Source organism: Streptomyces collinus (assembly GCF_031348265.1).
In the GTDB taxonomy this organism is placed as follows: Bacteria; Actinomycetota; Actinomycetes; order Streptomycetales; family Streptomycetaceae; genus Streptomyces; species Streptomyces collinus.
In genome coordinates, this window is the sequence record NZ_CP133771.1 from 3,000,622 (window position 1) to 3,024,973 (window position 24,352).

At 69.0% G+C, this 24,352-nt stretch carries 18 protein-coding genes, 2 tRNA genes and 1 pseudogene; 3 read left to right on the top strand and 18 right to left on the bottom strand.

From position 1 onward, the window contains the following. Positions 1-102: 102 nt before the first annotated feature. From RFN52_RS13545 to RFN52_RS13595, 11 genes are all read right to left on the bottom strand, one after another. A complete protein-coding gene (locus tag RFN52_RS13545) occupies positions 103-2,067 on the bottom strand; it encodes a TIGR03960 family B12-binding radical SAM protein (protein WP_184846327.1) in 1,965 nt (654 codons plus the stop codon). 87 nt (positions 2,068-2,154) lie between these two features. Continuing rightward, a complete protein-coding gene (locus RFN52_RS13550) occupies positions 2,155-3,660 on the bottom strand; it encodes a CYTH and CHAD domain-containing protein (RefSeq protein ID WP_184846329.1) in 1,506 nt (501 codons plus the stop codon). A gap of 55 nt (positions 3,661-3,715) precedes the next feature. Further along, positions 3,716-4,918, bottom strand: coding sequence for a rod shape-determining protein RodA (gene rodA / locus RFN52_RS13555; protein WP_184846331.1), 1,203 nt, complete (start codon positions 4,916-4,918; stop codon positions 3,716-3,718). Then, positions 4,915-7,158, bottom strand: a complete 2,244-nt coding sequence (gene mrdA, locus RFN52_RS13560) for a penicillin-binding protein 2 (RefSeq protein WP_184846333.1) — start codon at positions 7,156-7,158, stop codon at positions 4,915-4,917. Before mrdA ends, rodA begins: the two co-directional genes overlap by 4 nt. 148 nt (positions 7,159-7,306) lie before the next feature. Further along, a complete protein-coding gene (gene mreD / locus RFN52_RS13565; RefSeq protein ID WP_184846335.1) occupies positions 7,307-7,981 on the bottom strand; it encodes a rod shape-determining protein MreD in 675 nt (224 codons plus the stop codon). Between the two features lie 13 nt (positions 7,982-7,994). Beyond that, complete coding sequence (mreC, locus tag RFN52_RS13570) at positions 7,995-8,942, bottom strand: rod shape-determining protein MreC (RefSeq protein WP_184846337.1); 948 nt, start codon at positions 8,940-8,942, stop codon at positions 7,995-7,997. 144 nt (positions 8,943-9,086) lie between these two features. Beyond that, on the bottom strand, positions 9,087-10,106 hold the full coding sequence (locus RFN52_RS13575) for a rod shape-determining protein (RefSeq protein ID WP_004001297.1): 1,020 nt from the start codon (positions 10,104-10,106) through the stop codon (positions 9,087-9,089). 276 nt (positions 10,107-10,382) lie between these two features. Then, positions 10,383-10,796, bottom strand: coding sequence for a nucleoside-diphosphate kinase (gene ndk, locus RFN52_RS13580; RefSeq protein ID WP_184846339.1), 414 nt, complete (start codon positions 10,794-10,796; stop codon positions 10,383-10,385). Between the two features lie 65 nt (positions 10,797-10,861). Further along, entirely contained in the window at positions 10,862-11,218 is a 357-nt protein-coding gene (locus RFN52_RS13585) for a DUF4233 domain-containing protein (protein WP_184846341.1), read from the bottom strand. Between the two features lie 5 nt (positions 11,219-11,223). After that, complete coding sequence (gene folC, locus RFN52_RS13590; protein WP_184846343.1) at positions 11,224-12,747, bottom strand: bifunctional tetrahydrofolate synthase/dihydrofolate synthase; 1,524 nt, start codon at positions 12,745-12,747, stop codon at positions 11,224-11,226. Positions 12,748-12,949: 202 nt separating this feature from the next. Next, on the bottom strand, positions 12,950-15,580 hold the full coding sequence (locus tag RFN52_RS13595) for a valine--tRNA ligase (protein ID WP_184846345.1): 2,631 nt from the start codon (positions 15,578-15,580) through the stop codon (positions 12,950-12,952). 138 nt (positions 15,581-15,718) lie between these two features. Between RFN52_RS13595 and RFN52_RS13600 the strand changes: the two genes are divergently transcribed. Further along, positions 15,719-16,684: a hypothetical protein gene (locus RFN52_RS13600; protein ID WP_184846347.1), complete on the top strand. Its 966-nt coding sequence runs from the start codon at positions 15,719-15,721 to the stop codon at positions 16,682-16,684. Between the two features lie 96 nt (positions 16,685-16,780). Here the strand turns inward: RFN52_RS13600 and clpX are convergent, their stop codons facing one another. From clpX to RFN52_RS13625, 5 genes are all read right to left on the bottom strand, one after another. Continuing rightward, positions 16,781-18,067: an ATP-dependent Clp protease ATP-binding subunit ClpX gene (gene clpX, locus RFN52_RS13605; RefSeq protein ID WP_031114127.1), complete on the bottom strand. Its 1,287-nt coding sequence runs from the start codon at positions 18,065-18,067 to the stop codon at positions 16,781-16,783. A 181-nt stretch (positions 18,068-18,248) separates the two neighbouring features. Continuing rightward, positions 18,249-18,956 (bottom strand): ATP-dependent Clp protease proteolytic subunit, encoded by a 708-nt coding sequence (locus RFN52_RS13610; RefSeq protein WP_031107154.1) that lies wholly within the window; start codon positions 18,954-18,956, stop codon positions 18,249-18,251. 109 nt (positions 18,957-19,065) lie between these two features. Next, complete coding sequence (locus tag RFN52_RS13615) at positions 19,066-19,671, bottom strand: ATP-dependent Clp protease proteolytic subunit (RefSeq protein ID WP_167526581.1); 606 nt, start codon at positions 19,669-19,671, stop codon at positions 19,066-19,068. A 333-nt stretch (positions 19,672-20,004) separates the two neighbouring features. Next, a complete protein-coding gene (gene tig / locus RFN52_RS13620; protein WP_184846350.1) occupies positions 20,005-21,390 on the bottom strand; it encodes a trigger factor in 1,386 nt (461 codons plus the stop codon). A gap of 193 nt (positions 21,391-21,583) precedes the next feature. Next, positions 21,584-21,660 (bottom strand) — tRNA-Pro (locus RFN52_RS13625). Between the two features lie 164 nt (positions 21,661-21,824). On the opposite strand from RFN52_RS13625, the gene RFN52_RS13630 reads away from it, so the two are divergent. Beyond that, positions 21,825-21,898 (top strand) — tRNA-Gly (locus tag RFN52_RS13630). Here RFN52_RS13630 and RFN52_RS13635 read toward each other — a convergent pair. Beyond that, positions 21,867-22,877 (bottom strand): tyrosine-type recombinase/integrase, encoded by a 1,011-nt coding sequence (locus tag RFN52_RS13635; protein ID WP_311241219.1) that lies wholly within the window; start codon positions 22,875-22,877, stop codon positions 21,867-21,869. The genes RFN52_RS13630 and RFN52_RS13635 overlap by 32 nt on opposite strands. 1 nt (position 22,878) lies before the next feature. On the opposite strand from RFN52_RS13635, the pseudogene RFN52_RS13640 reads away from it, so the two are divergent. Continuing rightward, positions 22,879-23,409: pseudogene (locus RFN52_RS13640) on the top strand (GntR family transcriptional regulator); the annotation flags it as partial. On the opposite strand, the gene RFN52_RS13645 reads toward RFN52_RS13640, so the two are convergent. After that, positions 23,410-24,066, bottom strand: coding sequence for a nuclease-related domain-containing protein (locus tag RFN52_RS13645; protein WP_311240950.1), 657 nt, complete (start codon positions 24,064-24,066; stop codon positions 23,410-23,412). Positions 24,067-24,352 lie beyond the last annotated feature (286 nt).

Sequence of the window (24,352 nt, forward strand, 5' to 3'; positions counted from 1 at the left end):
CCGTCACCGGGCGCCGGCACCACTGAGCCCCCTCCGGGTAGAAGGGGGCTCAGTCATCACCTGCTTCAGAACTCCATCACTGGGAGCAGTGCGCCACTCACCTCAGTGCGAGTGACCGCTGGGCGCCGCTGCCGCGTTCTTGACCGTCAGAGGCAGCAGCTTCTTGCCCGTCGGGCCGATCTGGATGCTTGTGTCCATCTGCGGACACACCCCGCAGTCGAAGCACGGCGTCCAGCGGCAGTCGTCGACCTCGGTCTCGTCGAGGGCGTCCTGCCAGTCCTCCCAGAGCCAGTCCTTGTCCAGGCCGGAGTCGAGGTGGTCCCAGGGGAGGACCTCCTCGTAGGTGCGCTCACGGGTGGTGTACCAGTCGACGTCGACGCCGAAGGGGGCCAGCGCCTTGTCGGCGCAACTCATCCAGCGGTCGTAGGAGAAGTGCTCGCGCCAGCCGTCGAAGCGGCCGCCGTCGTCGTACACCGCGCGGATGACCGCGCCGATGCGGCGGTCGCCCCGGGAGAGCAGGCCCTCGACGATGCCGGGCTTGCCGTCGTGGTAGCGGAAGCCGATCGAGCGGCCGTACTTCTTGTCGCCGCGGATCTTGTCCCGCAGCTTCTGGAGCCGGGCGTCCGTCTCCTCGGCGGAGAGCTGCGGGGCCCACTGGAAGGGCGTGTGCGGCTTGGGGACGAAGCCGCCGATCGAGACCGTGCAGCGGATGTCGTTGGAGCGGGAGACCTCGCGGCCCTTGGCGATGACCTTCGTCGCCATGTCGGCGATCTGCAGGACGTCGTCGTCGGTCTCGGTCGGCAGGCCGCACATGAAGTACAGCTTCACCTGGCGCCAGCCGTTGCCGTACGCCGTCGAGACCGTGCGGATCAGGTCGTCCTCCGAGACCATCTTGTTGATGACCTTGCGGATGCGTTCCGAGCCGCCCTCGGGGGCGAAGGTCAGGCCCGAGCGGCGGCCGTTGCGCGTCAGCTCGTTCGCCAGGTCGATGTTGAAGGCGTCCACGCGGGTGGAGGGGAGCGACAGGCCGATCTTGTCGTCCTCGTAGCGGTCGGCGAGACCCTTGGCGATGTCGCCGATCTCCGTGTGGTCGGCGGAGGAGAGGGACAGCAGACCGACCTCCTCGAAGCCGGTGGCCTTCAGGCCCTGCTCGACCATGTCGCCGATGCCCGTGATGGAGCGCTCGCGCACCGGGCGGGTGATCATGCCGGCCTGGCAGAAGCGGCAGCCGCGGGTGCAGCCGCGGAAGATCTCCACCGACATGCGCTCGTGGACCGTCTCGGCCAGCGGGACCAGCGGCTGCTTGGGGTACGGCCACTCGTCGAGGTCCATGACGGTGTGCTTGGACACCCGCCACGGGACCCCGCTGCGCTTTGGCACGACGCGGGCGATACGGCCGTCCGGCAGGTACTCGACGTCGTAGAAGCCGGGGACGTACACCCCGCCCGTCTTCGCCAGGCGGAAGAGGAGCTCCTCGCGGCCGCCCGGTCGGCCCTCGGCCTTCCAGGCGCGGACGATCGCGGTGATCTCCAGGACCGCCTGCTCGCCGTCGCCGATCACGGCGCAGTCGATGAAGTCGGCGATCGGCTCGGGGTTGAACGCCGCGTGACCGCCGGCCAGGACGATCGGGTCGTCGAGACCGCGGTCCTTGGACTCCAGCGGGATGCCGGCCAGGTCGAGGGCGGCCAGCATGTTCGTGTAGCCCAGCTCCGTGGAGAAGGACAGGCCGAACACGTCGAAGGCCTTCACGGGCCGGTGGCTGTCGACCGTGAACTGCGGGACGTGGTGCTCCCGCATGAGCTCCTCGAGGTCCGGCCACACGCTGTACGTGCGCTCGGCGAGGACGCCCTGCTGCTCGTTGAGCACCTCGTAGAGGATCATGACGCCCTGGTTGGGCAGACCGACCTCGTAGGCGTCCGGGTACATGAGCGCCCAGCGGACGTCACAGGAGTCCCAGTCCTTGACCGTGGAGTTGAGCTCTCCGCCGACGTACTGGATCGGCTTCTGCACATGCGGGAGCAGAGCTTCGAGCTGCGGGAAGACCGACGCAGCGACTTCGGCAGGCATGTCGCGCACCTTCGTGAGCTGGACTGAACTGACAGGGGTGACCATCCAGACTAACGCGGTCGCGGGGTACCTCCGTACGCCGGAAGATCAGAGGTCCGCCGCGTGGTCCTTGATCCCGGCCCAGAACCCGGGCAGTTCTGCCTCCACGCGCACCGCTCGCTGCTCCTCGCGCTCATGGAGGAGGCCGTAGGTGAAGGCGCTCTCCCCCGCCGCGTGGGCGACCGCGGACAGCTCGCGCAGGGCCTGCCGGGCCATGACGCTGTCCTGGTGCTCGCCGAGCAGGTTCTGCAGCGCCTTCATGGACTTGACCATGGTCTTGGCCGGCTTGCCGAGGACGGGCCGGGCCGCCTCCGCCGCGTAGCGGGTGCGCTTGGCCTTCTTGCGCGCCTCGTGCAGCGCGACGTCCCGGTCGGTGCCGGGTTCCAGGTCCGCCGCCTGCCCGATCAGCCCGGACACCTTGCGGAAGTCCTTGCGCACGGCCTTGGCGATCGGCTTGCGGGGCTCCTTGGCGGCCGCCTTGAGCAGCGGTGGGTCGGCGATCAGCGCGTCCAGGGTGTCGAGCAGGGCCAGGTAGCGGCGGGAGTCCAGGACCCCGAGGAGGCGGCCGCGGGCCCCGCCGTGCTCGGCGCTGGACCAGGCGTGCAGGCGCTCGGTGACCGGGCCGCGGACCAGGCCGGCGGGCACCTCGTCGACGGCCGTGGTCAGCCGCTCGGTCAGCACCTCGCGGTCCCGGTCCAGGCCCAGCTCGCCGGCGAGCCACTTCAGCTCGTCGGCTACGGGGTCGGTGACGGCCCGGTCGAGGATCGTGCCGAACGACTTGAAGGTGCTGCGCATCCGGCGGGTGGCCACCCGCATGCTGTGCACGGAGTCCTCGGCGTCCCGGCGGACGGCGGGGTCGAGCTCGACGATCGCGTCCCGCTGGGTGCGCACGTAGGCCAGCACATGGTCTCCGGCCGTCACCGGTCGCCGGACGTGCGGGGACTTGCGCCGCTTGCCCGGTGCCGTCTCCTCCAGGGCGCGGGCCAGCTTCGACGACGATGCCGACGGTCGTACGCCCGCCTTGCGCAGCCGCTTCTCGACCTTGTCGAGGAGGGCCGGGTCTCCCCCGTCGGCGAGCTCCACCTCGATCTCGGTCCACCGTGCTTCTCCGCCGCGCCCCGTGAGCCGCTCGGCGTGCACGGTGTCCACGCTCACCTCGGCGAGCAGCCGGCCGTCGGCGTCGAGCAGGTGGCGTACGTCGCGGTCGGAGCGCAGCCGGACCACCGGCAGCAGCTCGCTGTCGCGGACCCGGGAGCGGACCAGCGCGGCGAGGTCGTCGGGGAGGGTGTCGGAGAGCGGGGCGTGGATCTCGTCGCGGATGCCCGGGGCGACCGGGAACTTCAGGTGCCAGCCGGCGTCGGTACCGCCGGTGCGGCGGCGCAGGGTGACGGACGACGCCGCGAGGCGTTCGTCTCCGGTGTCGTAGTAGGTGGCGTCGAGGTGGGCCACACCCTTGTCGACGACGGCCGCGACCCCGTTGGCTCCGGTCAGGTCGGGCAGTCCGCTGTCCGCCGACTCGTACTTCCGCTCGATCTCGCGCTTGCTGTCCGCCATGAACCGAATCTAGTCGGCCGGGGCGCGGGGCGGCAGAGGGCCACCCCGCGCGGTGTCAGGCCGACATCGGTCGTTGCACCCGGATCGACTGCAGCAACCCCACCGCTATCCACACGGCGAACATCGATGATCCGCCGTAGGACACGAACGGCAGGGGCAGGCCGGTGACCGGCATGATGCCGAGCGTCATGCCGACGTTCTCGAACGTCTGGAAGGCGAACCAGGCGACGATGCCGGCGGCCACGATCGTGCCGTACAGATCCGTGGTCTCCCGGGCGATGCGGCAGGCACGCCACAGGACGATGCCGAGCAGCAGGATGATCAGGCCGCCGCCGAGGAAGCCCAGCTCCTCACCTGCCACGGTGAAGACGAAGTCCGTCTGCTGTTCGGGGACGAACTGGCCGGTGGTCTGCGAGCCGTGGAAGAGGCCGGAGCCGGTCAGGCCTCCCGAACCGATGGCGATGCGGGCCTGGTTGGTGTTGTAGCCGACGCCGGCCGGGTCGAGTGCGGGGTTGGCGAAGGCGGCGAAACGGGCGATCTGGTAGTCGTCGAGCACGCCGAGCTGCCAGACGGTGACCGCTCCGAGGGTGCCCGCGCCGAGCAGGCCGAACACCCAGCGGTTGGACGCCCCGGAGGCCAGCAGCACGCCGAGCACGATGATGACCATCACCATGACCGACCCGAGGTCGGGCATCAGCATGACGATCAGCATGGGGACGGTGGCCAGGCCGAGCGCCTGCACGACCGTGCGGTGGTCGGGGTACTGCTTGTCGCCCGCGTCGACCCGGGCCGCCAGCAGCATGGCCATGCCCAGGATGATCGTGACCTTGACGAACTCCGAGGGCTGGAGCGAGAAACCGCCGGGCAGCTTGATCCAGGAGTGGGCGCCGTTGATCGTGGAGCCGAGCGGGGTGAGCACCAGCAGGATCAGCAGCAGCGAGAAGCCGTACAGGACCGGGACGGCCGTGCGCAGGGCGCGGTGGCCGAGCCAGATGGTGCCGGCCATCAGGGCGAGGCCGATGCCGGTGTTCAGCAGGTGCCGGACGAGGAAGTAGTACGGGTCGCCTTGGTTGAGTTCCGTGCGGTTGCGGGTCGCCGAGTAGACGAGGAGCGTGCCGAGCAGCGACAGGGCCACGGCCGACAGCAGGATGGGCCAGTCGAGCCGCCGCGCCACCGAGTCACGGGCGAGCAGTCGGGTCCAGCCGGAGCGTTCGGGTCCGTAGCCGGAGACCTGGAAGCTGTTCACTCCGCCGGTCATGCGGGGCACCTCCGGCTTCCCCGGCGCCGCCGCCTTCGGGTGTCACGGTTCTCGGGTGACGGCGGAGCCGACGTGACCGGCTGGAGCGGGTCCGCCGGGGCGTTCGGGTCCTTCTTGTCGGCCTTCTGGTCCTTGGCCGGGTCCTTCGGGACCTTCGGGGAGGTGATGGTGCCGTCCGTCCTGACCTTCGGCAGGGCCTTCTGCGGGGTGGGCAGCAGGGCCTTCTTCGGGTCGATGGCGCCGTCCTCGGAGACGCCGTACAGCGCGTTGTAGATGTTGCGGACGGCGGGGCCCGAGGCGCCGGAACCCGTACCACCCTGGGAGATCGTCATGACGATCGAGTAGTCCTTGGTGTACGTGGCGAACCAGGAGGTCGTCTGCTTGCCGTAGACCTCCGCCGTACCCGTCTTGGCGTGCATCGGGATCTTGTCCTGCGGCCAGCCGCCGAACCTCCAGGCGGCCGTACCGCGGGTGGCGACTCCCGCGAGGGCATCGCTTATCTCGCTGCGCGTCTTCTGGCTCATCGGGAGCTTGCCGTGCGCCTCGGGCTTGATGGGCGTGACGGTCTTGCCGTCGGCGCTGATGACGGCCTTGCCGACGGAGGGGTTGTAGAGGGTGCCGCCGTTGGAGATGGCCGAGTAGATGGTGGCCATCTGGATGGGTGTGACGAGCGTGTCGCCCTGGCCGATGGAGTAGTTGACGGAGTCACCGGCGCGCATGCGGTTGCCTTCGAGGCAGTTCTCGTAGGCGATCTTCTCGGCGTAGCTGCCGTTGCGCTTGCCGGTGCGGCACCAGGCGTCCTTGTTGGCCTTCCAGTAGTCCAGCTTCCACTGGCGGTCGGGGACGCGGCCGGTGACCTCGTTGGGCAGGTCGATGCCGGTCTCCTTGCCGAGGCCGAACTGGTGGGCGGTCTTGTAGAACCAGTCGTTGGCGTTCTTCTTCGGCTTGGTGCCGCCGTCGCGCTTCCATTCCTCGTGGGAGAGCCGGTAGAAGACCGTGTCGCAGGAGACTTCCAGGGCGCGGCCGAGGCTGATCGGGCCGTATCCCTTGGACTCGAAGTTCTTGAAGACCTGGCCGCCGATCGAGTACGAGCTGGAGCACTCGTAGGGGCCGTTGAAGGAGTAACCGGCGTTGACCGCGGCGGCCGTCGGGATGACCTTGAAGATGGAGCCGGGCGCCGACTGGCCCTGGATGGCGCGGTTGAGCAGCGGGTAGTTGGAGCTCTTGCCGGTGAGCCGCGCGTAGTCCTTGGCGGAGATGCCGCCCACCCAGGCGTTCGGGTCGTACGTGGGGTTCGAGGCCATGGCGACGACGCGGCCGGTCTTGGCCTCCATCACCACGACGGCGCCGGAGTCGGCCTTGTAGTTGGTGCCGGTGTTCCGGTCGTGCTGCTTGCGGGCTTCCTTCATCGCCTCGTTCAGCTGGTACTCGGCGATCCGCTGGACCCGGGAGTCGATGCTGGTGACGAGGTTGTCGCCGGGGTGGGTCGGGTCGGCCTCGGCCTGGCCGATGACGCGGCCGAGGTTGTCGACCTCGTAGCGGGTGACGCCGGCCTTGCCGCGCAGCGCCTTGTCGTACTGGCGCTCCAGGCCGGAGCGGCCGACCTGGTCGGAGCGGAGATACGGCGAGTTGCTGTTCTGCGCCTTCTTGATCTCCTCGTCGGTGACCGGCGAGAGGTAGCCGAGGACCTGGGCGGTGTTGGCCTTGCCGGGGCTCGGGTAGCGGCGCACGGCCTCAGGCTCGGCGGTGATGCCGGGGAAGTCCTCGGCGCGCTCGCGGATCTGGAGGGCTTGCTTGGCGGTGGCCTCGTCGGTGATGGGGATGGGCTGGTAGGGCGAGCCGTTCCAGCAGGGCTGCGGCGTCTCGGCGTCGCACAGCCGGACCTTCTCCTGGACCTCCTTGGGCGTCATGCCCAGGACCTTGGCGAGCTTGGTGAGGACTTCCTTGCCGTCGTCCTTCATCTTCAGCAGGTCGGTGCGCGAGGCGGAGACCACCAGCCGCGTCTCGTTGTCGGCGAGGGCCACGCCGCGGGCGTCCAGGATCGAGCCGCGGACGGCCGGCTGGACGACCTGCTGGACGTGGTTGCCCGAGGCCTCCTTGGCGTAGGCGGCGCCCTCGCGGATCTGGAGGTACCAGAGGCGCCCGCCGAGGGTGAGCAGGAGGGAGAGGACGAGGACCTGGATGACGACGAGCCGGATCTGGACACGTGAGTTCCGGCCGGTCTCGGGAATGTTGGTCACTGCGGCTGCCTCCCCCTCTCGGTGCGCGTACGGGTGTGCGGAGCCGGCGGTCTGCCGGGGCATGTGTGTGCGGCGTCGAGTGATGAACGCCCGGCCCACGAGCCGGCGTTCCTACGGGACCGACCCGTTCGAGTGAACTTCCCTGCACTCACAGCCGCTTGACCCCCTTGATGCGCCCGGCGCGTGCCATCCGCGCCCGGGCGGCCTTCACACGCAGCCCGTTGCGCTGGCTGCCGATCTTCAGTCCGGTGCCGCCGGAGAGCCAGCCGGAGGAGAAGTCCGTGGCCTTGGCCGCGGCCGAGGTCGACTCGGCGAGCGGATCGTTCTCGGCGCGCCGGGCCAGGGCCATGATCCCCGGCACGACGAAGGGGGCGAGCAGCAGGTCGTACAGGGCGGCCGTGAACAGCAGGCTGCCGAGGCCCACATGGCGGGCGGCGGTGTCCCCGACGAGGGCGCCGACCCCGGCGTACAGCAGGGTGGAGCCGACTGCGGCGGCGAACACCACGGCCATGGGGCCGGTCGCGGACTTGAGCCGGCCCGTCTCGGGTTTCACCAGGCCCGCGAGGTAGCCGATGACGCACAGCACCAGGGCGTAGCGCCCGGCGGCGTGGTCGGCGGGCGGGGCCAGGTCGGCGAGCAGGCCCGCGCCGAAGCCGACGAGGGCGCCGCCCACGTGCCCGTACACCAGCGCGAGGCCGAGCACGGTGAGCAGCAACAGGTCGGGCACGGCGCCCGGCAGGTGCAGGCGGGCGAGGACGCTGACCTGGATCACCAGGGCGACGACGACCAGGGCGGAGGAGAGCAGGATCCGGTTGACGCGCATGGGGTGACAGCTCCTACTGCTCTTGCTGGTTCTGGCCGTCCACGGGCGCCTCGGGGGACGGCGTCACGGTCACCGTCACCGTCGGCCTCGGGGTGGGCTTGGGCTTGGGCGGGAGCACCGTGTCACGTGGGTTCTTCTTCGGGGCCTCGACGACGACACCGACGATGTCGAGCTTGGTGAAGGCGGCGTACGGCGTGACGTAGAGCGTGCGGGTCAGGCCGCCGCCGGAGGGGTCGACGCGGGAGACCACGCCGACGGGCACGCCGGGCACGAACGGCCGGTCGGCCTGGGAGCCGAAGGTGACCAGGCGGTCGCCCTTCTTCACCTCGGCCTTGCCGTTGAGGAGTTCGACGCGCAGCGGGCGGTCGCCCTGCCCGGAGGCGAAGCCGAGCTCGTCGCCGGACTCCATCCGGGTGCCGACCGTGAAGTCGGGGTCGCTGGCCAGCAGGACCGTGGCGGTGTTGGGCCCGACGGTGGTGACGCGGCCGACGAGCCCTTCCCCGTTCAGGACGGTCATGTCGCGCTTGATGCCGTCGTTGGCGCCGACGTCGATGGTGATGGTCCAGGAGAAGCCCTGCGCGGCTCCGATGGCGATGACCTCGGCGCCCTTGATGCCGTACTGGCCCTGGCCGGCGATCTTCAGCATCTTGTCGAGCTGCTTGAGGCGGCTGCGGCTGCGGTCGTCGCTGCCGAGTCGCGCCTTCAGGGCCGCGTTCTCCGCTTCCAGCGTGGCGAGCCGGTCGTGCCGCTCCCCGGAGTCGCGAATGGCGGAGACCGCGTTGCCGATCGGGTCGACCGCGGCCGAGACGCCGCTCTCGATCGGGCCGAAGACCGTTGCCGCGCCCTGCCGGGCACCGTCGACGGGCGAGTCCTCCCCGCCGCGGATGTCCACCGTGATCAGCGCGAACGCGATGGCGATCAGCAGCACCAGGAGCAGCCGGCTCTCTCGTGTGTCCCTCACGTGCGGCGGCCGTGCCCTTCCTCATAGGAATTCGGGAAGCCCCAGGGAAACCCGAGGGGCTGCTTTGTGGGAGCTTATGCCTCTATATCAACGATCCGCCGTACGAGAGGAGATCGTCCCGTACGGCGGAATCGAAGAGTTATGTCATCTGCGCGGCTGGGCGTCCAGCACCTGCTGGAGCGCCTCGAACTCCTCGACGCACTTTCCGGATCCGAGCGCCACGCTGTCCAGCGGGTCCTCGGCGATGTGGATCGGCATGCCGGTCTCCCGGCGCAGCCGCTCGTCGAGACCCCGCAGCAGCGCTCCGCCGCCGGTCAGAACGATTCCTCGGTCCATGATGTCGCCGGACAGCTCCGGCGGGCACTTGTCGAGGGTCGTCTTGACGGCGTCGACGATCGCGTTGACCGGCTCCTCGATCGCCTTGCGGACTTCGGCGGCGGAGATGACCACGGTCTTCGGCAGCCCGGAGACGAGGTCCCGGCCGCGGATTTCGGTGTGCTCGTCGGAGTCGAGGTCGTACGCCGAACCAATCGTGATCTTGATCTGCTCGGCCGTGCGCTCACCCAGCAGGAGGGAGTATTCCTTCTTGATGTGCTGGATGATCGCGTTGTCCAGTTCGTCGCCCGCGACGCGGATGGACTGGGCGGTGACGATGCCGCCGAGGGAGATGACCGCGACCTCCGTGGTGCCGCCGCCGATGTCGACCACCATGTTGCCCGTGGCCTCGTGGACCGGCAGGCCGGATCCGATGGCCGCGGCCATGGGCTCCTCGATGATGTGCACCTGGCGGGCGCCGGCCTGGGACGACGCCTCGATGACGGCGCGGCGCTCGACGCCCGTGATGCCCGAGGGCACACAGACGACGACCCGCGGACGAGCCAGATACCGCCGCTTGTGGATCTTCAGGATGAAGTAGCGGAGCATCCGCTCGGTGATCTCGAAGTCGGCGATCACGCCGTCCTTCAGCGGACGCACGGCAACGATGTTGCCGGGCGTGCGCCCGATCATCTTCTTCGCTTCGGCGCCGACCGCGAGGATGCCACCGGTGTTGGTGTTGATCGCGACGACGGACGGCTCATTGAGTACGATCCCGCGACCCCTGACGTACACCAGCGTGTTGGCGGTCCCGAGGTCGACAGCCATGTCACGGCCGATGAACGACATTGAGTTCCCCATCAGGATTCGTCTGGCCTTCCCACTGGCTTTTGAGGGCTTTTCAGGTAGGCAAAGGTGGGTGCTGTGACGTGAAGGCTTCCATCGTAGACGCGCCTTCGCGAACACTGCGGGAGGGTCTCCGCCATTGTCAGCAGATGCCGTCCGCATTCGCTTCTGGAGACGGGCGTTCGGGGACCATCGTTCCCTCGATCGCCACGCATATGCCGCAAAGTCCGGGGGCGTGGGGACCCCGGACCTGCCGAATGTGCTGGTGAGGTGCGGGCGCTACGCCCGGCCGGGGAAGAAAATCTTCACCTCGCGCTCGGCGGACTCCTCGGAGTCGGAGGCGTGGATCAGGTTCTCCCGGACGATGACGCCGAAGTCACCGCGGATGGAGCCGGGGGCGGCGGCGATCGGGTCGGTCGGGCCGGCCAGCGCGCGCACGCCCTCGATGACCCGCTCACCCTCGACGATCAGCGCCACGACCGGGCCGGAGGCCATGAACTCCACCAGTGGCTCGTAGAAGGGCTTGCCCTTGTGCTCGCCGTAGTGCTGCTCCAGCGTCTCCTGGTCCAGCGTGCGCAGCTCCAGCGCGGTGATCGTCCAGCCCGCCTTGCGCTCGATGCGGCTGATGATCTCGCCGGTCAGGCCGCGACGGACGGCGTCGGGCTTGAGGAGGACGAGGGTGCGCTGGCTCACGACGGGCTCCTTGTAGGTAAAGGTTTAGCGGTGGGACGAGGTTACCCGGCGTGTCAGGGCGGCTGTTACGCAGCGTCAGGTGTGGAGGAGCCCGCCTGGGCCGCGAATCTCGCCTTCGCCTCGTCCACCTTCCGGCCGTAGTGCACCGACGCCCACCACAGGGCCGCGAAGATCGCCCCCAGGAAGAACATGCTCGGGACGACGAACCCCGACGCGATGAGCGCGATCTGCAGCGCCCAGCCGAGGACGACCCCGCCCGGGCGCGTCACCAGGCCGCACAGCACCAGGCACAGGAACATCGCGATGCCGCTGACCGTCCACACGGTCGTCATGGACAGGTCGGGGTCCTTCATGGCGACCAGACCGGCGAACCCGATGACGAAGAACTCGCCGATCAGGGTCGAAGAACAGAGCGTGCGCACGGGACTCAGCCCCTCCCCAGGAGCAGTCGGGCCTCGCCGACGGTGATGACGGAACCGGTGACGAGCACACCACCGCCGGAGAACTCGCCCTCCTCCTCGGCCAGCGTGATGGCCGCCTCCAGGGCGTCGGGCAGCCGCGGCTCGACCTGGACGCGCTCCTCGCCGAACACCTCCACGGCGATACCGGCGAGCTCGTCGGCGTCCATCGCGCGATGGCTGGAGTTCTGCGTGATGACGACCTCGGCGAACACCGGCTCGAAGGCCTCCAGCAGCCCCCGGACGTTCTTGTCGCCGCTCGCGCCGACCACGCCGATGAGGCGGCTGAACTGGAACGCCTCGCCGATCGCCTCGGCCGCGGCCCGGGCACCGGCCGGGTTGTGGGCGGCGTCCAGCACGACCGTCGGCGACCGGCGCACGACCTCCAGTCGGCCCGGCGAGGCCACGGCGGCGAAGGCCTTGCGGACCGTGTCCGGATCCAGTGCGTCGGCCCGCTGCGCACCGACGCCGAAGAACGCCTCGACGGCGGCGAGCGCGACGGCCGCGTTGTGCGCCTGGTGTGCGCCGTGCAGCGGCAGGTACACCTCGGGGTACTCGCCGCCGAGCCCGCGCAGCGTCACCAGCTGCCCGCCGACGGCCACCTGCCGCTCGACGACACCGAACTCCAGCCCCTCCCGGGCCACGGTCGCGTCCACCTCGACGGCCTTCTTCAGCAGCACCTGCGCCGCGTCGACCGGCTGCTGCGCCATGATGACCGTCGCACCCTGCTTGATGATGCCGGCCTTCTCCGTGGCGATCTCGGCGTGCGTGGTGCCGAGCCGGTCGGTGTGGTCGAGGTCTATGGGCGTGACGACGGCGACGTCCCCGTCGATCACGTTCGTCGCGTCCCAGGAGCCGCCCATGCCGACCTCGACCACGGCCACGTCGGCGGGGGCGTCGGCGAACGCCGCGTAGGCCATGCCGGTGAGCACCTCGAAGAAGGACAGCCGGTACTCCTGGGAGGCGTCGACCATCTCCACGTACGGCTTGATGTCCTGGTACGTCTCGATGAACCGCTCGGGCGCGATGGGAGCGCCGTCCAGGCTGATGCGCTCGGTGATCGACTGCACGTGCGGCGAGGTGTAACGGCCGGTACGCAGCTCGAAGGCGCCGAGCAGAGCCTCGATCATGCGGGCCGTGGAGGTCTTGCCGTTCGTGCCCGTGATGTGGATGGACGGGTACGACCGCTGCGGCTCACCCAGCACGTCCATCAGCGCGGCGATACGGCTGACGGAGGGCTCCAGCTTCGTCTCGCCCCAGCGGGTGGCCAGCTCGGTCTCGACCTCGCGCAGGGCCTTGTCGACCTCGGGGTCGGCGGGGCGCGTGGGGATGTCGGCGTCCGGGGGGCCGCCCTGGGTGCGCAGGGTTCGGCTGCCGGCCTCGATGACCGCGAGGTCGGGGTCGCGGGTGGTCTCCTCCGCGATGATCTCGTCGAAGGCGTTGAGGGGGTCGGGCTGGTCGTCGGCGTTGTGGTCTGGAGGGAGCTCGCTCACGGGGCCAGTCTACGGAGCGGGGGTGACATCGGTGGCGGGTGGTTTGTGTCGTCCGGTGTCTGCGGGTCGTCCGTGGCTTGTCGCGCCCACGCGGCGGAGCCGCACATCGATACAGCCCCGCGCCCCTGGGGTCGTCACACGGAGGTACGTGTGAGGCCCCCGGGCCTGGTGGCTCCGGGGGCCTCACACACCGTACGAACGCCTAACCCTGCGGCAGCCTCTCCAGCTGGGCCTGGATGCGGGCGATGTCCTCCTCCGCCTTGGCGAGGCGGGTGCGGATCTTGTCGACGACGTGGTCGGGGGCCTTCGCCAGGAACGCCTCGTTGCCGAGCTTGCCGTTGGCCTGGGACTTCTCCTTCTCCGCCGCGGCGAGGTCCTTCGCGAGGCGCTTGCGCTCCGCGGCCACGTCGATCGTGCCGGAGAGGTCGAGGGCGACCTCGGCACCGGCGACCGGGAGGGTCGCCGTGGCCGTGAAGGCGTCGCCCTCCGGCTGGAGGCGGAGCAGCTGGCGGATGGCGGCCTCGTGGGGCGCGAACCGGGTGCCGTCCAGGGTCAGCCGGGCCGGGACCCGCTGGCCGGGCTGGAGGCCCTGGTCGGCGCGGAAGCGGCGGACCTCGGTGATGACCGACTGGAGGCTCTCGATCTCGCGCTCGGCGTCGGCGTCCCGGAAGCCGCTGTCCTTCGGCCAGTCGGCGATGACGACCGACTCGCCGCCGGTGAGCGTGGTCCACAGGGTCTCGGTGACGAACGGGACCACCGGGTGCAGCAGCTTCAGCGTGACGTCGAGGACCTCGCCGAGGACCCGCTTGGAGACCTCGGCCGGCTCGCCGCCCGCCTGGAACGTCGTCTTGGACAGCTCGACGTACCAGTCGAAGACCTCGTCCCACGCGAAGTGGAACAGGGCGTCGGAGAGCTTCGCGAACTGGTAGTCCTCGTAGAACGCGTCGACCTCGGCGACGACCGAGTTGAGCCGGGACAGGATCCAGCGGTCGGTCGCCGACATCACCGAGACGTCCGGCAGCGGACCCTCGATCGTCGCGCCGTTCATCATCGCGAAGCGCGTCGCGTTCCAGATCTTGTTGGCGAAGTTCCGCGAGCCCTGGACCCAGTCCTCGCCGATCGGGACGTCGACGCCCGGGTTGGCGCCGCGGGCGAGGGTGAAGCGGAGGGCGTCGCTGCCGTACTTGTCCATCCAGTCCAGCGGGTTGACCGCGTTGCCGAAGGACTTCGACATCTTCTTGCCGAACTGGTCGCGGACCATGCCGTGCAGAGCGATGGTGTGGAACGGCGGGGTGCCGTCCATCGCGTACAGGCCGAACATCATCATCCGGGCGACCCAGAAGAAGAGGATGTCGTAGCCGGTGACCAGGACGGAGTTCGGGTAGAACTTCGCGAGCGACTCGGTCTGTTCGGGCCAGCCGAGCGTGGAGAACGGCCACAGGCCGGAGGAGAACCAGGTGTCGAGGACGTCGGTGTCCTGACGCCAGCCCTCGGCCTCGGTCCCGGGCGCCTCCTCGTCGGGGCCGACGCAGACGACCTCGCCGTTCGGGCCGTACCAGACCGGGATGCGGTGACCCCACCACAACTGCCGCGAGATGCACCAGTCGTGGAGGTTGTCGACCCAGTCGAAGTAGCGCTTCTCCATCTCCTGCGGATGGATCTTGACAGTGCCGTCGCGGACGGCGTCACCGGCGGCCTTCGCGAGCGGGCCGACCTTGACCCACCACTGCATGGACAGCCGCGGCTCGATGGTCGTCTTGCAGCGCGAGCAGTGACCGACGGAGTGGACGTACGGCCGCTTCTCGGCGACGATCCGCCCCTCGGCGCGCAGCGCGGCGACGATCGCGGAGCGGGCCTCCAGGCGGTCCAGGCCCTGGAAGGGGCCGTGGGCGGTGATGACCGCGTGCTCGTCCATGACCGTCAGGGCCGGGAGGTCGTGGCGCTGGCCGATCTCGAAGTCGTTCGGGTCGTGCGCCGGGGTCACCTTGACGGCACCGGTGCCGAACTCGGGGTCGACGTGCTCGTCGGCGACGACCGGGATGGAGCGGTCGGTCAGCGGCAGCTTGACCAGCTTGCCGATCAGGTGCTTGTACCGCTCGTCGCCGGGGTGCACGGCGACGGCCGTGTCACCGAGCATCGTCTCGGCACGGGTGGTGGCGACGACGATGGTGTCGTCCCCGTCGCCGTACTTCATGGAGACGAGCTCACCGTCGTCGTCCTGATACTCGACCTCGATGTCCGAGATGGCCGTCAGACAGCGGGGGCACCAGTTGATGATGCGCTCGGCGCGGTAGATCAGCTCGTCGTCGTAGAGGCGCTTGAAGATGGTCTGGACGGCCTGGGACAGGCCCTCGTCCATCGTGAAGCGCTCGCGGGACCAGGCGACACCGTCGCCCAACCGGCGCATCTGGCCGCTGATCTGGCCGCCGGACTCGCCCTTCCACTGCCAGACGCGCTCGACGAACGTCTCACGGCCCAGGTCGTGGCGGGACTTGCCCTCCTTGGCGAGCTCCCGCTCGACGACGTTCTGCGTGGCGATGCCGGCGTGGTCCATGCCGGGCTGCCACAGCGTCTCGTAGCCCTGCATGCGCTTGCGGCGGGTCAGGGCGTCGATGAGCGTGTGCTCGAAGGCGTGCCCCAGGTGGAGCGAGCCCGTGACGTTCGGCGGCGGGATGACGATGGTGTACGGCGGCTTGTCGCTCTTCTCGTCCGCCTCGAAGTAACCCCGCTCTACCCAGCGCTCGTACAGCGGCCCCTCTACGTCGGCCGGCGCGTACTGGGTCGGCAGGTCGGTGCTGGGCGCTGGTGGCTGCTGCTGAGCGTTCTCGGTCACGGGGGTCAGTTTAGAGGTGTCACCGACCGGTCCCGAAACGCGTTTCGTTTGTAACGGTGGGGGCCCCGATGCCATGCACACGGCGGGTCTGCGCCAGGATGTCCGGAACACATAAGCATCTGGAGGGGAACCCAGAACATGAGTTACAACCAGCCGGGCCCGTACGGCGGGCAGCCCCAGCAGCCCGGTCCGTACGGCCAGCCGGGCCCGTACGGCCAGCCGCCGCAGGCGCCCCAGCCCGGCTACGGCTACCCCCAGCAGGCCCCTCCGCCCCAGCCCGGCTACGGCTACCCCCAGCAGCCCCCGCAGGGCGTCCCGCCCCAGCAGGCGCCTTACGGCCAGCAGCCCCCGTACGGCCAGCAGCCGCAGCCGCCTTACGGCCAGGCCCCGTACGGCGTCCCCCAGCCTCCCGCCCCGGGCGGCGGCAAGAAGAAGACCGGCATCGTCATCGGCGCGGTCGCGGTCGTGGCGGCGATCGGCGTCGGCGCGTACTTCGTGATCGGCGGGGGCGGTGGCGCGGGCGCCCTGGAGGACGACGGGCCGCACAAGCTGGCGACTCCGGCGAAGGTGATGAGCGAGTACAACCGCATCACCAAGGACGGGGCGACCGCCGGCGGCGAGTCCACCAAGGAGCTGGAGAAGAGCGGCGTCAAGGACGGCACGTCGGTGCTGGCCACCTACTCCACGGTGGACCCCACCAAGTACGACCCCACGGACCCGTCCTCGGCCGCCGAGATGGCCACGGCCAAGAGCGTCAACTTCTTCGGTGTCTACGGCGAGGTCTCCGACCCGGAGGCGTCCCTGGACACGTTCTTCGCCAACTTCAAGAAGTCCGCCGAAAAGGACTCCTCCAGCAGCGGCGGCAAGACCGAGCTGATCGGCGAGCCGGAGGAGGCAGACCTCGACGGCGCGGTCATGAAGTGCCAGGCGGTCAAGGGCCCGAACGTCATGACCAAGAAGGAGCAGACCAACTGGTTCTGCGCCTGGGCCGACTACAGCACCATCGCAGTGGTCTCCTCGGGTACCGCCGCCGGGGACACGTCGAAGGACACCGCCATCGACATCACCACCAAGATCCGCCCGGAGATCCGCGTCAAGGTCTGACGACTCCGAAGGCACAAGCGTCAACGTCTCACGACTGCGAAGGCACAAAGGGAAGGGCCCCGGTCATCGACCGGGGCCCTTCCCTTCACGTCTGTGTCACGCCGTCTTCTGCTCGCCCGGCCCGCGGCCCCGCGCATCCCGCGGAATCAGCGTCGGGTTGACGTTCGACTGGACGACGTCCGCCGTGATGACGACCCGGGCCACGTCCTTGCGGGACGGCACCTCGTACATCACGCCCTGGAGAACTTCTTCCATGATGGCGCGCAGGCCGCGCGCGCCGGTCTGGCGGAGGATGGCCTGGTCGGCGATGGCTTCGAGGGCCTCGCGCTCGAAGTCCAGCTCCACGCCGTCGAGTTCGAAGAGGCGCTGGTACTGCTTGACGAGCGCGTTGCGCGGCTCGACGAGGATCTGCAGCAGGGCCTCGCGGTCGAGGTTGTGGACCGAGGTGATGACCGGGAGCCGGCCGATGAACTCGGGGATCATGCCGAACTTGACCAGGTCCTCCGGCATGACCTCCTGGAACTGGTCCTTGGACTCCATCTCGCGCTTGGAGCGGATCTGCGCGCCGAAGCCGATGCCCTTGGCACCCGCCCGGGCCTCGATGATCTTCTCCAGGCCGGCGAAGGCGCCGCCCACGATGAACAGCACGTTCGTCGTGTCGATCTGGATGAACTCCTGGTGGGGGTGCTTACGGCCGCCCTGCGGCGGGACCGAGGCCGTGGTCCCCTCCAGGATCTTCAGCAGGGCCTGCTGGACGCCCTCGCCCGACACGTCGCGCGTGATCGAGGGGTTCTCACTCTTCCTCGCGACCTTGTCGATCTCGTCGATGTAGATGATCCCGGTCTCGGCCTTCTTGACGTCGTAGTCGGCCGCCTGGATCAGCTTGAGCAGGATGTTCTCGACGTCCTCGCCGACGTAACCGGCCTCCGTGAGGGCCGTGGCGTCGGCGATCGCGAAGGGGACGTTCAGCATCCGCGCGAGGGTCTGCGCGAGGAGGGTCTTGCCGGACCCCGTGGGGCCCAGGAGCAGGATGTTGGACTTCGCCAACTCGATGGCGTCGTCACGGCCGTTCGCTCCGCCGTTCTCGCCGGCCTGGACGCGCTTGTAGTGGTTGTACACCGCTACGGACAGGGCCTTCTTGGCGGCCTCCTGGCCGACCACGTAGCCCTCGAGGAACTCGTAGATCTCGCGGGGCTTCGGGAGCTCCTCCCAGCGGACCTCGCTGGTCTCCGCCAGCTCTTCCTCGATGATCTCGTTGCAGAGATCGATGCACTCGTCGCAGATGTACACACCGGGCCCTGCGATGAGCTTCTTGACCTGCTTCTGGCTCTTGCCGCAGAACGAGCACTTGAGCAGATCGCCGCCGTCACCGATGCGTGCCACGGTGTGCTTCCCCTTCGCCTGGGAGACTCCTGGACGTCGACGTCCAGCGGACTCCTGGTGCTGCCTTATGTCCGACGGTACCTTGCCGGGCCCCCCGTTCGGGCCCCCCTTGGCGCGGTTCGCTTTGACGTGAACCGAGTCAAACCGTGCCAAGGGGCGGCAGACGTTACTGCCTCTCGCGTCAGCGCAGGCTCGAGTTGTCCATCTTCCGGGTGGTGATGATCTGGTCGATCAGGCCGTAGCTCAGCGCGTCCTCGGCCGTGAGGATCTTGTCGCGCTCGATGTCCTCGCGGATCTTCTCGACCGGCGTGGTGGAGTGCTTGGCCAGCATCTCCTCCAGCTGCGAGCGCATCCGGAGGATCTCGTTCGCGGCGATCTCCAGGTCGGAGACCTGACCGCGGCCGGTCTCGCTGTACGGCTGGTGGATCAGCACGCGCGCGTTCGGCAGGGCCATGCGCTTGCCCGGCGTGCCGGCGGCCAGCAGGACGGCGGCGGCGGAGGCCGCCTGGCCCATGCAGACCGTCTGGATGTCCGGCTTCACGTACTGCATCGTGTCGTAGATCGCAGTGAGCGCCGTGAAGGAGCCGCCGGGGCTGTTGATGTAGACCGAGATGTCACGGTCGGGGTCCATCGACTCCAGGCACAGCAGCTGCGCCATGACGTCGTTGGCGGAGGCGTCGTCGATCTGGACGCCGAGGAAGATCACGCGCTCCTCGAAGAGCTTCGCGTACGGGTCGTACTCGCGGATGCCCTGGGAGGTGCGCTCGACGAAGCGGGGGATGACGTAGCGGGACTCGGCCTGGGGGCCGGTGTAGCGGCCCTGCGAGGCGCTCATGTCCTGCACGGCGTGCATACGGTCGTAGATCCCGCTGCCGGGGAACTGGTTCACGGTGTCTCCTGAAAAGGGCTGAGGCGGTCGGCTGGGGCTGTCTGGGGTCGCTGGGGCCCGGGAGGGCTCCGTGGGTCTCACGGGGCGCCACAGGCCCCGTGGGGACCGCTCAGGCCCCGGTGCCGCCGCCGCCCGGCATACCGGCGGCCGTGGGAATCACGTCGTCGATGAGGCCGTACTGCTTGGCCTCGAAGGCGTCGAACCAGCGGTCGCGGTCCGAGTCGCGGGTGATCTGCTCGACCGACTGCCCCGTGTGCTGGGACGTGAGCTCGGCCATGCGCTTCTTGGTGTGCAGCAGCCGCTCGGCGTGGATCTTGATGTCCGAGGCCGAGCCGGCGAGGCCGGCGGAGGGCTGGTGGATCAGGATCTCGGCGTTCGGCAGCGCGAAGCGCTTGCCGGGGGTGCCGGCGCTGAGCAGGAACTGACCCATCGAGGCCGCGAGGCCCATGGCGATGGTGACCACGTCGTTCTTGATGAACTGCATGGTGTCGTAGATCGCCATGCCGGCCGTGATGGAACCGCCGGGGCTGTTGATGTACAGGTAGATGTCCTTGTCCGGGTCGGCGGCAAGGAGCAGCAGCTGCGCGGTGATCTTGTTCGCGATGTCGTCGTCGACCGGCTGGCCGAGGAAGATGATCCGCTCGTTGAGCAGCCGGTTGTAGACCTGGTCGCCGAGGCCGCCACCGATAGAGGGCTCGCCGGCGGCTGAGGGCATCAGATTCGTCACGTATCCACCTGCTCGTCTTACGACGGCGCCGGGCCGTCTCACGTTTCCCTAGGGGCTAGGAGCCGTTCGGGGACTCCACTGCCCTCGTATTCATGGACCCTAACGCGCGGGTCCCTTCGGGGAATCCCGGAGATGGGAGTGTTCGCCGGGGGCGTAGCGCCGCGTGGCTTCGGCGGGGTGGTTCCGTTCCTCGGCGGCTGCGGGCGCGTCGTGGTCGCTCGCGCAGTTCCCCGCGCCCCCCAGGTGAGCTGCCCCGCCAGTGACAAGAAGGCCCTGGGGCGTGCCCCAGGGCCTTCTTCACGGAGTCACCGCTGCCGGGCCTCAGCCCTCGGTCTTCTCCTCGGCGGACTCGGCCGGGGTCTCCTCGGCGGAGGCCTCGGCGGTGTCCTCGTCCTCTTCGTCGTCGAGGTCGATGACCTCGCCGTTGGTGTCCTTGACCGTGGCCTTCTCGACCACGACGGCCAGGGCCTTGCCGCGGGCGACCTCGCCGACCAGGAGCGGAACCTGGCCGCCCTCGACGACCGCCTGGGCGAACTGGTCGGGGGACATGCCGGAGGAGGCCGCACGGCGCATGAGGTGCTCGGTGAGCTCCTCCTGGTTGACGTTCAGCTTCTCCTGCTTGACGAGCTCGTCGAGCACGAACTGGGTCTTGATGCCCTTGACCGCGGCTTCCTTGGTCTCGGCGTCGAACTCCTCCTCGCTCTTGCCCTGGATCTCCAGGTACTTCGCGAGGTCGAGGCCCATCTGGCCGAGCTGGTGGTGCTCCAGGTTGTGCTTGCGGGTGTTGATCTCGTCCTCGAGCAGCTTCTCGGGGACCGGGACCTCGACCAGGTCGAGCAGCTTCTCCAGGACGCGCTCCTGGGCCTGCGTGGCCTGGTCGTACTGCTTCATGTTCTCGAGGCGCTTGCGGCTGTCGGCGCGCAGCTCCTCGATGGTGTCGAACTCGGAGGCGAGCTGCGCGAACTCGTCGTCCAGCTCGGGCAGTTCACGCTTGGCGACCTGGGTGACCTTGACGGTGACCTCGGCCTCCTTGCCGGCGGCGGAGCCGCCCTTGAGCTCGGAGGCGAAGGTGGCCTCGCCACCGGCCTCCAGGCCCTTCACGGCGTCGTCGATGCCTTCCAGCAGCTCACCGGAGCCGATGGTGTAGGAGACGCCGTCGGCGACGCCGTCCTCCAGGACCTCGCCGTCGACCTTGGCCTGCAGGTCGATCGTGACGACGTCGCCTTCCTCGGCGGCACGCTCGACCGGGGCGGTGGAGGCGAAGCGCTCGCGCAGCTCCTCGACGGCCTTGTCGACGTCCTCGTCGGTGACCTCGACCGCGTCGACCTCGACCTCGATGCCGGAGAAGTCCGGGATCTCGATGGAGGGGCGGATGTCGACCTCGGCGGTGAAGTTCAGCGTCTCGCCGTCCTTCAGCTCCGTGATGTCGACCTCGGGCTGGCCCAGCACGCTGAGCTCGGCCTCGTTGACCGCGTCGGTGTAGAACTTCGGAAGCGCGTCGTTGACCGCCTCCTCCAGCACCGCACCGCGGCCGAACCGCTGGTCGATGACACGGGCAGGGATCTTGCCCTTGCGGAAGCCCTTCACCGTGACCTGCTGGTTGATCTTCTTGTACGCCGCGTCGAGGCTGTCCTTGAGCTCCTCGAAGGGCACCTCGACAGTCAGCCGAACCCGGGTCGGGTTCAGGGTCTCCACGGCGCTCTTCACGGTTCGGTCTCCTTGTGGCTGACTTCTTGGTTTCTGCCGGGGCCAGAACGGCCCGGCGGATTTCGCCGCCCGGAGACTTCAGACGCTGAGACACACGGGCGTGCAGCTTGCATAGTAACGGCAGCGCCTACACCGCCCAAAAGGCGATCACGCGAGTGATCGGATGGGCGATCACGCGAGATGATCGGGTGGCTGGTCGGGGTGGCGGGATTTGAACCCACGGCCTTCCGCTCCCAAAGCGGACGCGCTACCAAGCTGCGCCACACCCCGTCTGGTGCGACACGTAGGGTACATGCCGCCAGGCGGTGCGGCGGCCGCATTTCCACAGGGTCGGTGCCGCGTCGGCTCCGGCGGGAATGCGGTGTGCGACGGAGGGGGCCGACCCGCTACGATGCCTTCAGTGCCGCGGTCACCCAACCTGCGGCGCGTGCTGTGCGGGCGTAGCTCAATGGTAGAGCCCTAGTCTTCCAAACTAGCTACGCGGGTTCGATTCCCGTCGCCCGCTCCATACGCATCAGGGCCAGGTCAGAGGAACATTCCTCCGCCTGGCCCTGAGTGTTTCCCGGGACCGGGATCAGCGCGGCCCGAGCGGTGCTGTGGCCCATGCGAGACATCAGCTCCCGTGTGCTGGCCCCGGTCGACGCGGCGAGGGTGTTGCCCGTGTGCCGTAGATCATGGAAGTGCAGGCCCTTGATGCCGGCGTCCTCGCACGCCTTGCGCCACAGCCGGTTGAAGTGGTTCCGGCGCGGGGTCGCTCCCTTGGCTCCGACGAAGACCCGGCCATCGGCACCGGGCTCGGCGTACCGCTTCAGGTGGTCACGGATGTCCGGGATGATCGCGGCCGGGATGGACACCGTTCGTTTGCCCGCCGCGCTCTTGGGTGCCTTGATCTCGCGGTGGCCGTTGTTCAGCTCGGCGACGGCACGGCGGACGCGTACTGCGCCGTGGTCGAGGTCGACGTCTCGTCGGTGCAAGCCGATCAGCTCGCCCCAGCGGAGGCCGAGGAACCCGGCCATGAGCACGAGCGCCCGGTAGCGGGGCTGGATCGCGTCGGCCAAGTCGTAGACCTCTTGCACGGTGGCGGTGGGCCGTTCGGGGGTGTGCACAGTGCTGGCGCCCTTGATGGTGCACGGGTTGCGCCTGATCATCTGGTCGGCGACAGCCGTGCCCATGATCGCGCGCAGCAGCGCGTAGGCCTTGGCGACCGTCGTCGGGCCGGTGCCGGATGCGAGCTTGTCAGCGCGCCAGCGTCGCACGAGCGGGGGCGAGATCTCCGCGACGTTGACGGCACCGAAGGCGGGTTCGAGGTGGTGCCGCAGGAGCGAGCCGTAGAGCTGCCGCGTGGTGGAGGTCAGCTCGCGTTCCTTGATCCACGCAGCGGCGTACTCGCCGAAGGGCACCTTCCCGGCGTCGGGGTCGTGCCAGTCACCGCGCCGCAGCTCGGTCTGCTTGTCGGCAAGCCAGTCGTCGGCGTCCGCCTTGGTCACCTTCAAGCCGCTCAGGCGACGTGGCATACAGCGGCTTTCCCGTGACCAGTGGGGTTCGGGGCGTTCGATCTGGTCGGCAGACATTGGGGACCGCGCGCTAGTCGTCGACCAAGTGCAGGTCACCGAGGAGGCTGCACCCGATCGGATCAATCAGGTCCTGAGTATCGAGGCTGGCGCCTTGGCCTGTGTACGGAGCCGACGCTTCGTCCTGGACGACAAACCCGTCCTTCTCTCCACGTCCTACTTGCCTGCTGACTTGGTTGCCGGTTCAGCGATCACCCAAGAGGACACCGGCCCCGGCGGCACCTACGCCCGCTTGGCAGAGCTTGGTTACAAGCCCGTGCACTTCCGCGAGGAGATCCGCTCGCGAATGCCGTCGTAGGAGGAGGCAAGCCGGCTCCAGCTCTCTATGGGCACCCCTGTGATCATGATTTGCCGCACCGCGTTCGCAGACGAGGGCCGCCCTGTCGAGGTGAACGAAATGATCCTTGACGCTAACGCGTACGTGCTGGAGTACGACTTCTACGCCTGATCAGGCAGCCCAGGTCCGGGCGTCCCGCGCCGCACCGTAGATGTGCGCCACCTGGTCGGGCTGGAGCACCGGCGACAGCCCCGACAGGACCCGGCCCAGGTCTTCAACCGCGAGGACGAGTACCGGAGGGTTGGCGTTCTTCACGGTGAGCTTCGCCGCGTGCACCACGGAGATCACGGGGCGGACGGGCACATCGATCCCACAGCGCCGGGACAAGGCGCGGGAAACGCGGCGCGCCTCAGACTGACCGATCGAGATGTGGCGCTGCACGGCCCCGTTCACCGTGATCGCAGCGTCGCCGTACCAAACGGACTTGCCCCGGTGTCGCTTGGAGTTGATGGAGAAGACGCCAGCCGGGCCGATGGCGAGGTGGTCGATGTCTGCGCCGCTCGCCCACTGGATGGCATGAAGGGTGAACCAACCTCGGCTCCGCAGGCTGTTCAATCGTTTGCCGGTGATGCGTTCCCCTGTAAGGCCATCTGACCAACTACGGATCTCCGACCCGGGCCGCCACCGGTCAAGCAGTCTCAGCAGTGGGTTCGGCTGCAACTCCTGGATCTTGCGGCGCACCGCGTCGCCCGGCCGGTTCCGTGCCAAGTCGTCTAGTAACGGCTGCACCCATGCCCCCTCGTACGCGGCTCTCTCCCAGATCACCACGGAGGCGTGACAGCGCCAAGTGCCGTATTGGCCATGAGCTGTTACAGGTTTCTCTACCTCATCAAGCCCCGGCTGCGCTCCGCTCCGCCGGGCGCGCTCCCGGCTCCGCTGCGGGCGCCGCTCCTGCCTCCGGCCCGCTCCGCCCGCGCTGCGCCGACGCGCGCCCACCTGTGGATAGGGCCGGTGGCCATGAGTCGATCACCGTATGGAGCGGCCCGCGGTCAAGACGATGCCTCTGGCGGGGGATCGGCCGGCACCGGGAGGGAGGAGGTGCCGTTCGCGGCCG

Excerpts from the sequence above, each read along its gene's own strand:
- RFN52_RS13600 (WP_184846347.1), top strand. The coding sequence starts at position 15,719 with ATGAGTTACAACCAGCCGGGCCCGTACGGCGGGCAGCCCCAGCAGCCC.
- RFN52_RS13575 (WP_004001297.1), bottom strand. The coding sequence starts at position 10,106 with ATGTCGTTCATCGGCCGTGACATGGCTGTCGACCTCGGGACCGCCAAC.
- RFN52_RS13615 (WP_167526581.1), bottom strand. The coding sequence starts at position 19,671 with ATGCCCTCAGCCGCCGGCGAGCCCTCTATCGGTGGCGGCCTCGGCGAC.
- rodA (WP_184846331.1), bottom strand. The coding sequence starts at position 4,918 with ATGACCGGCGGAGTGAACAGCTTCCAGGTCTCCGGCTACGGACCCGAA.
- mreD (WP_184846335.1), bottom strand. The coding sequence starts at position 7,981 with ATGCGCGTCAACCGGATCCTGCTCTCCTCCGCCCTGGTCGTCGTCGCC.
- RFN52_RS13545 (WP_184846327.1), bottom strand. The coding sequence starts at position 2,067 with ATGCCTGCCGAAGTCGCTGCGTCGGTCTTCCCGCAGCTCGAAGCTCTG.
- RFN52_RS13550 (WP_184846329.1), bottom strand. The coding sequence starts at position 3,660 with ATGGCGGACAGCAAGCGCGAGATCGAGCGGAAGTACGAGTCGGCGGAC.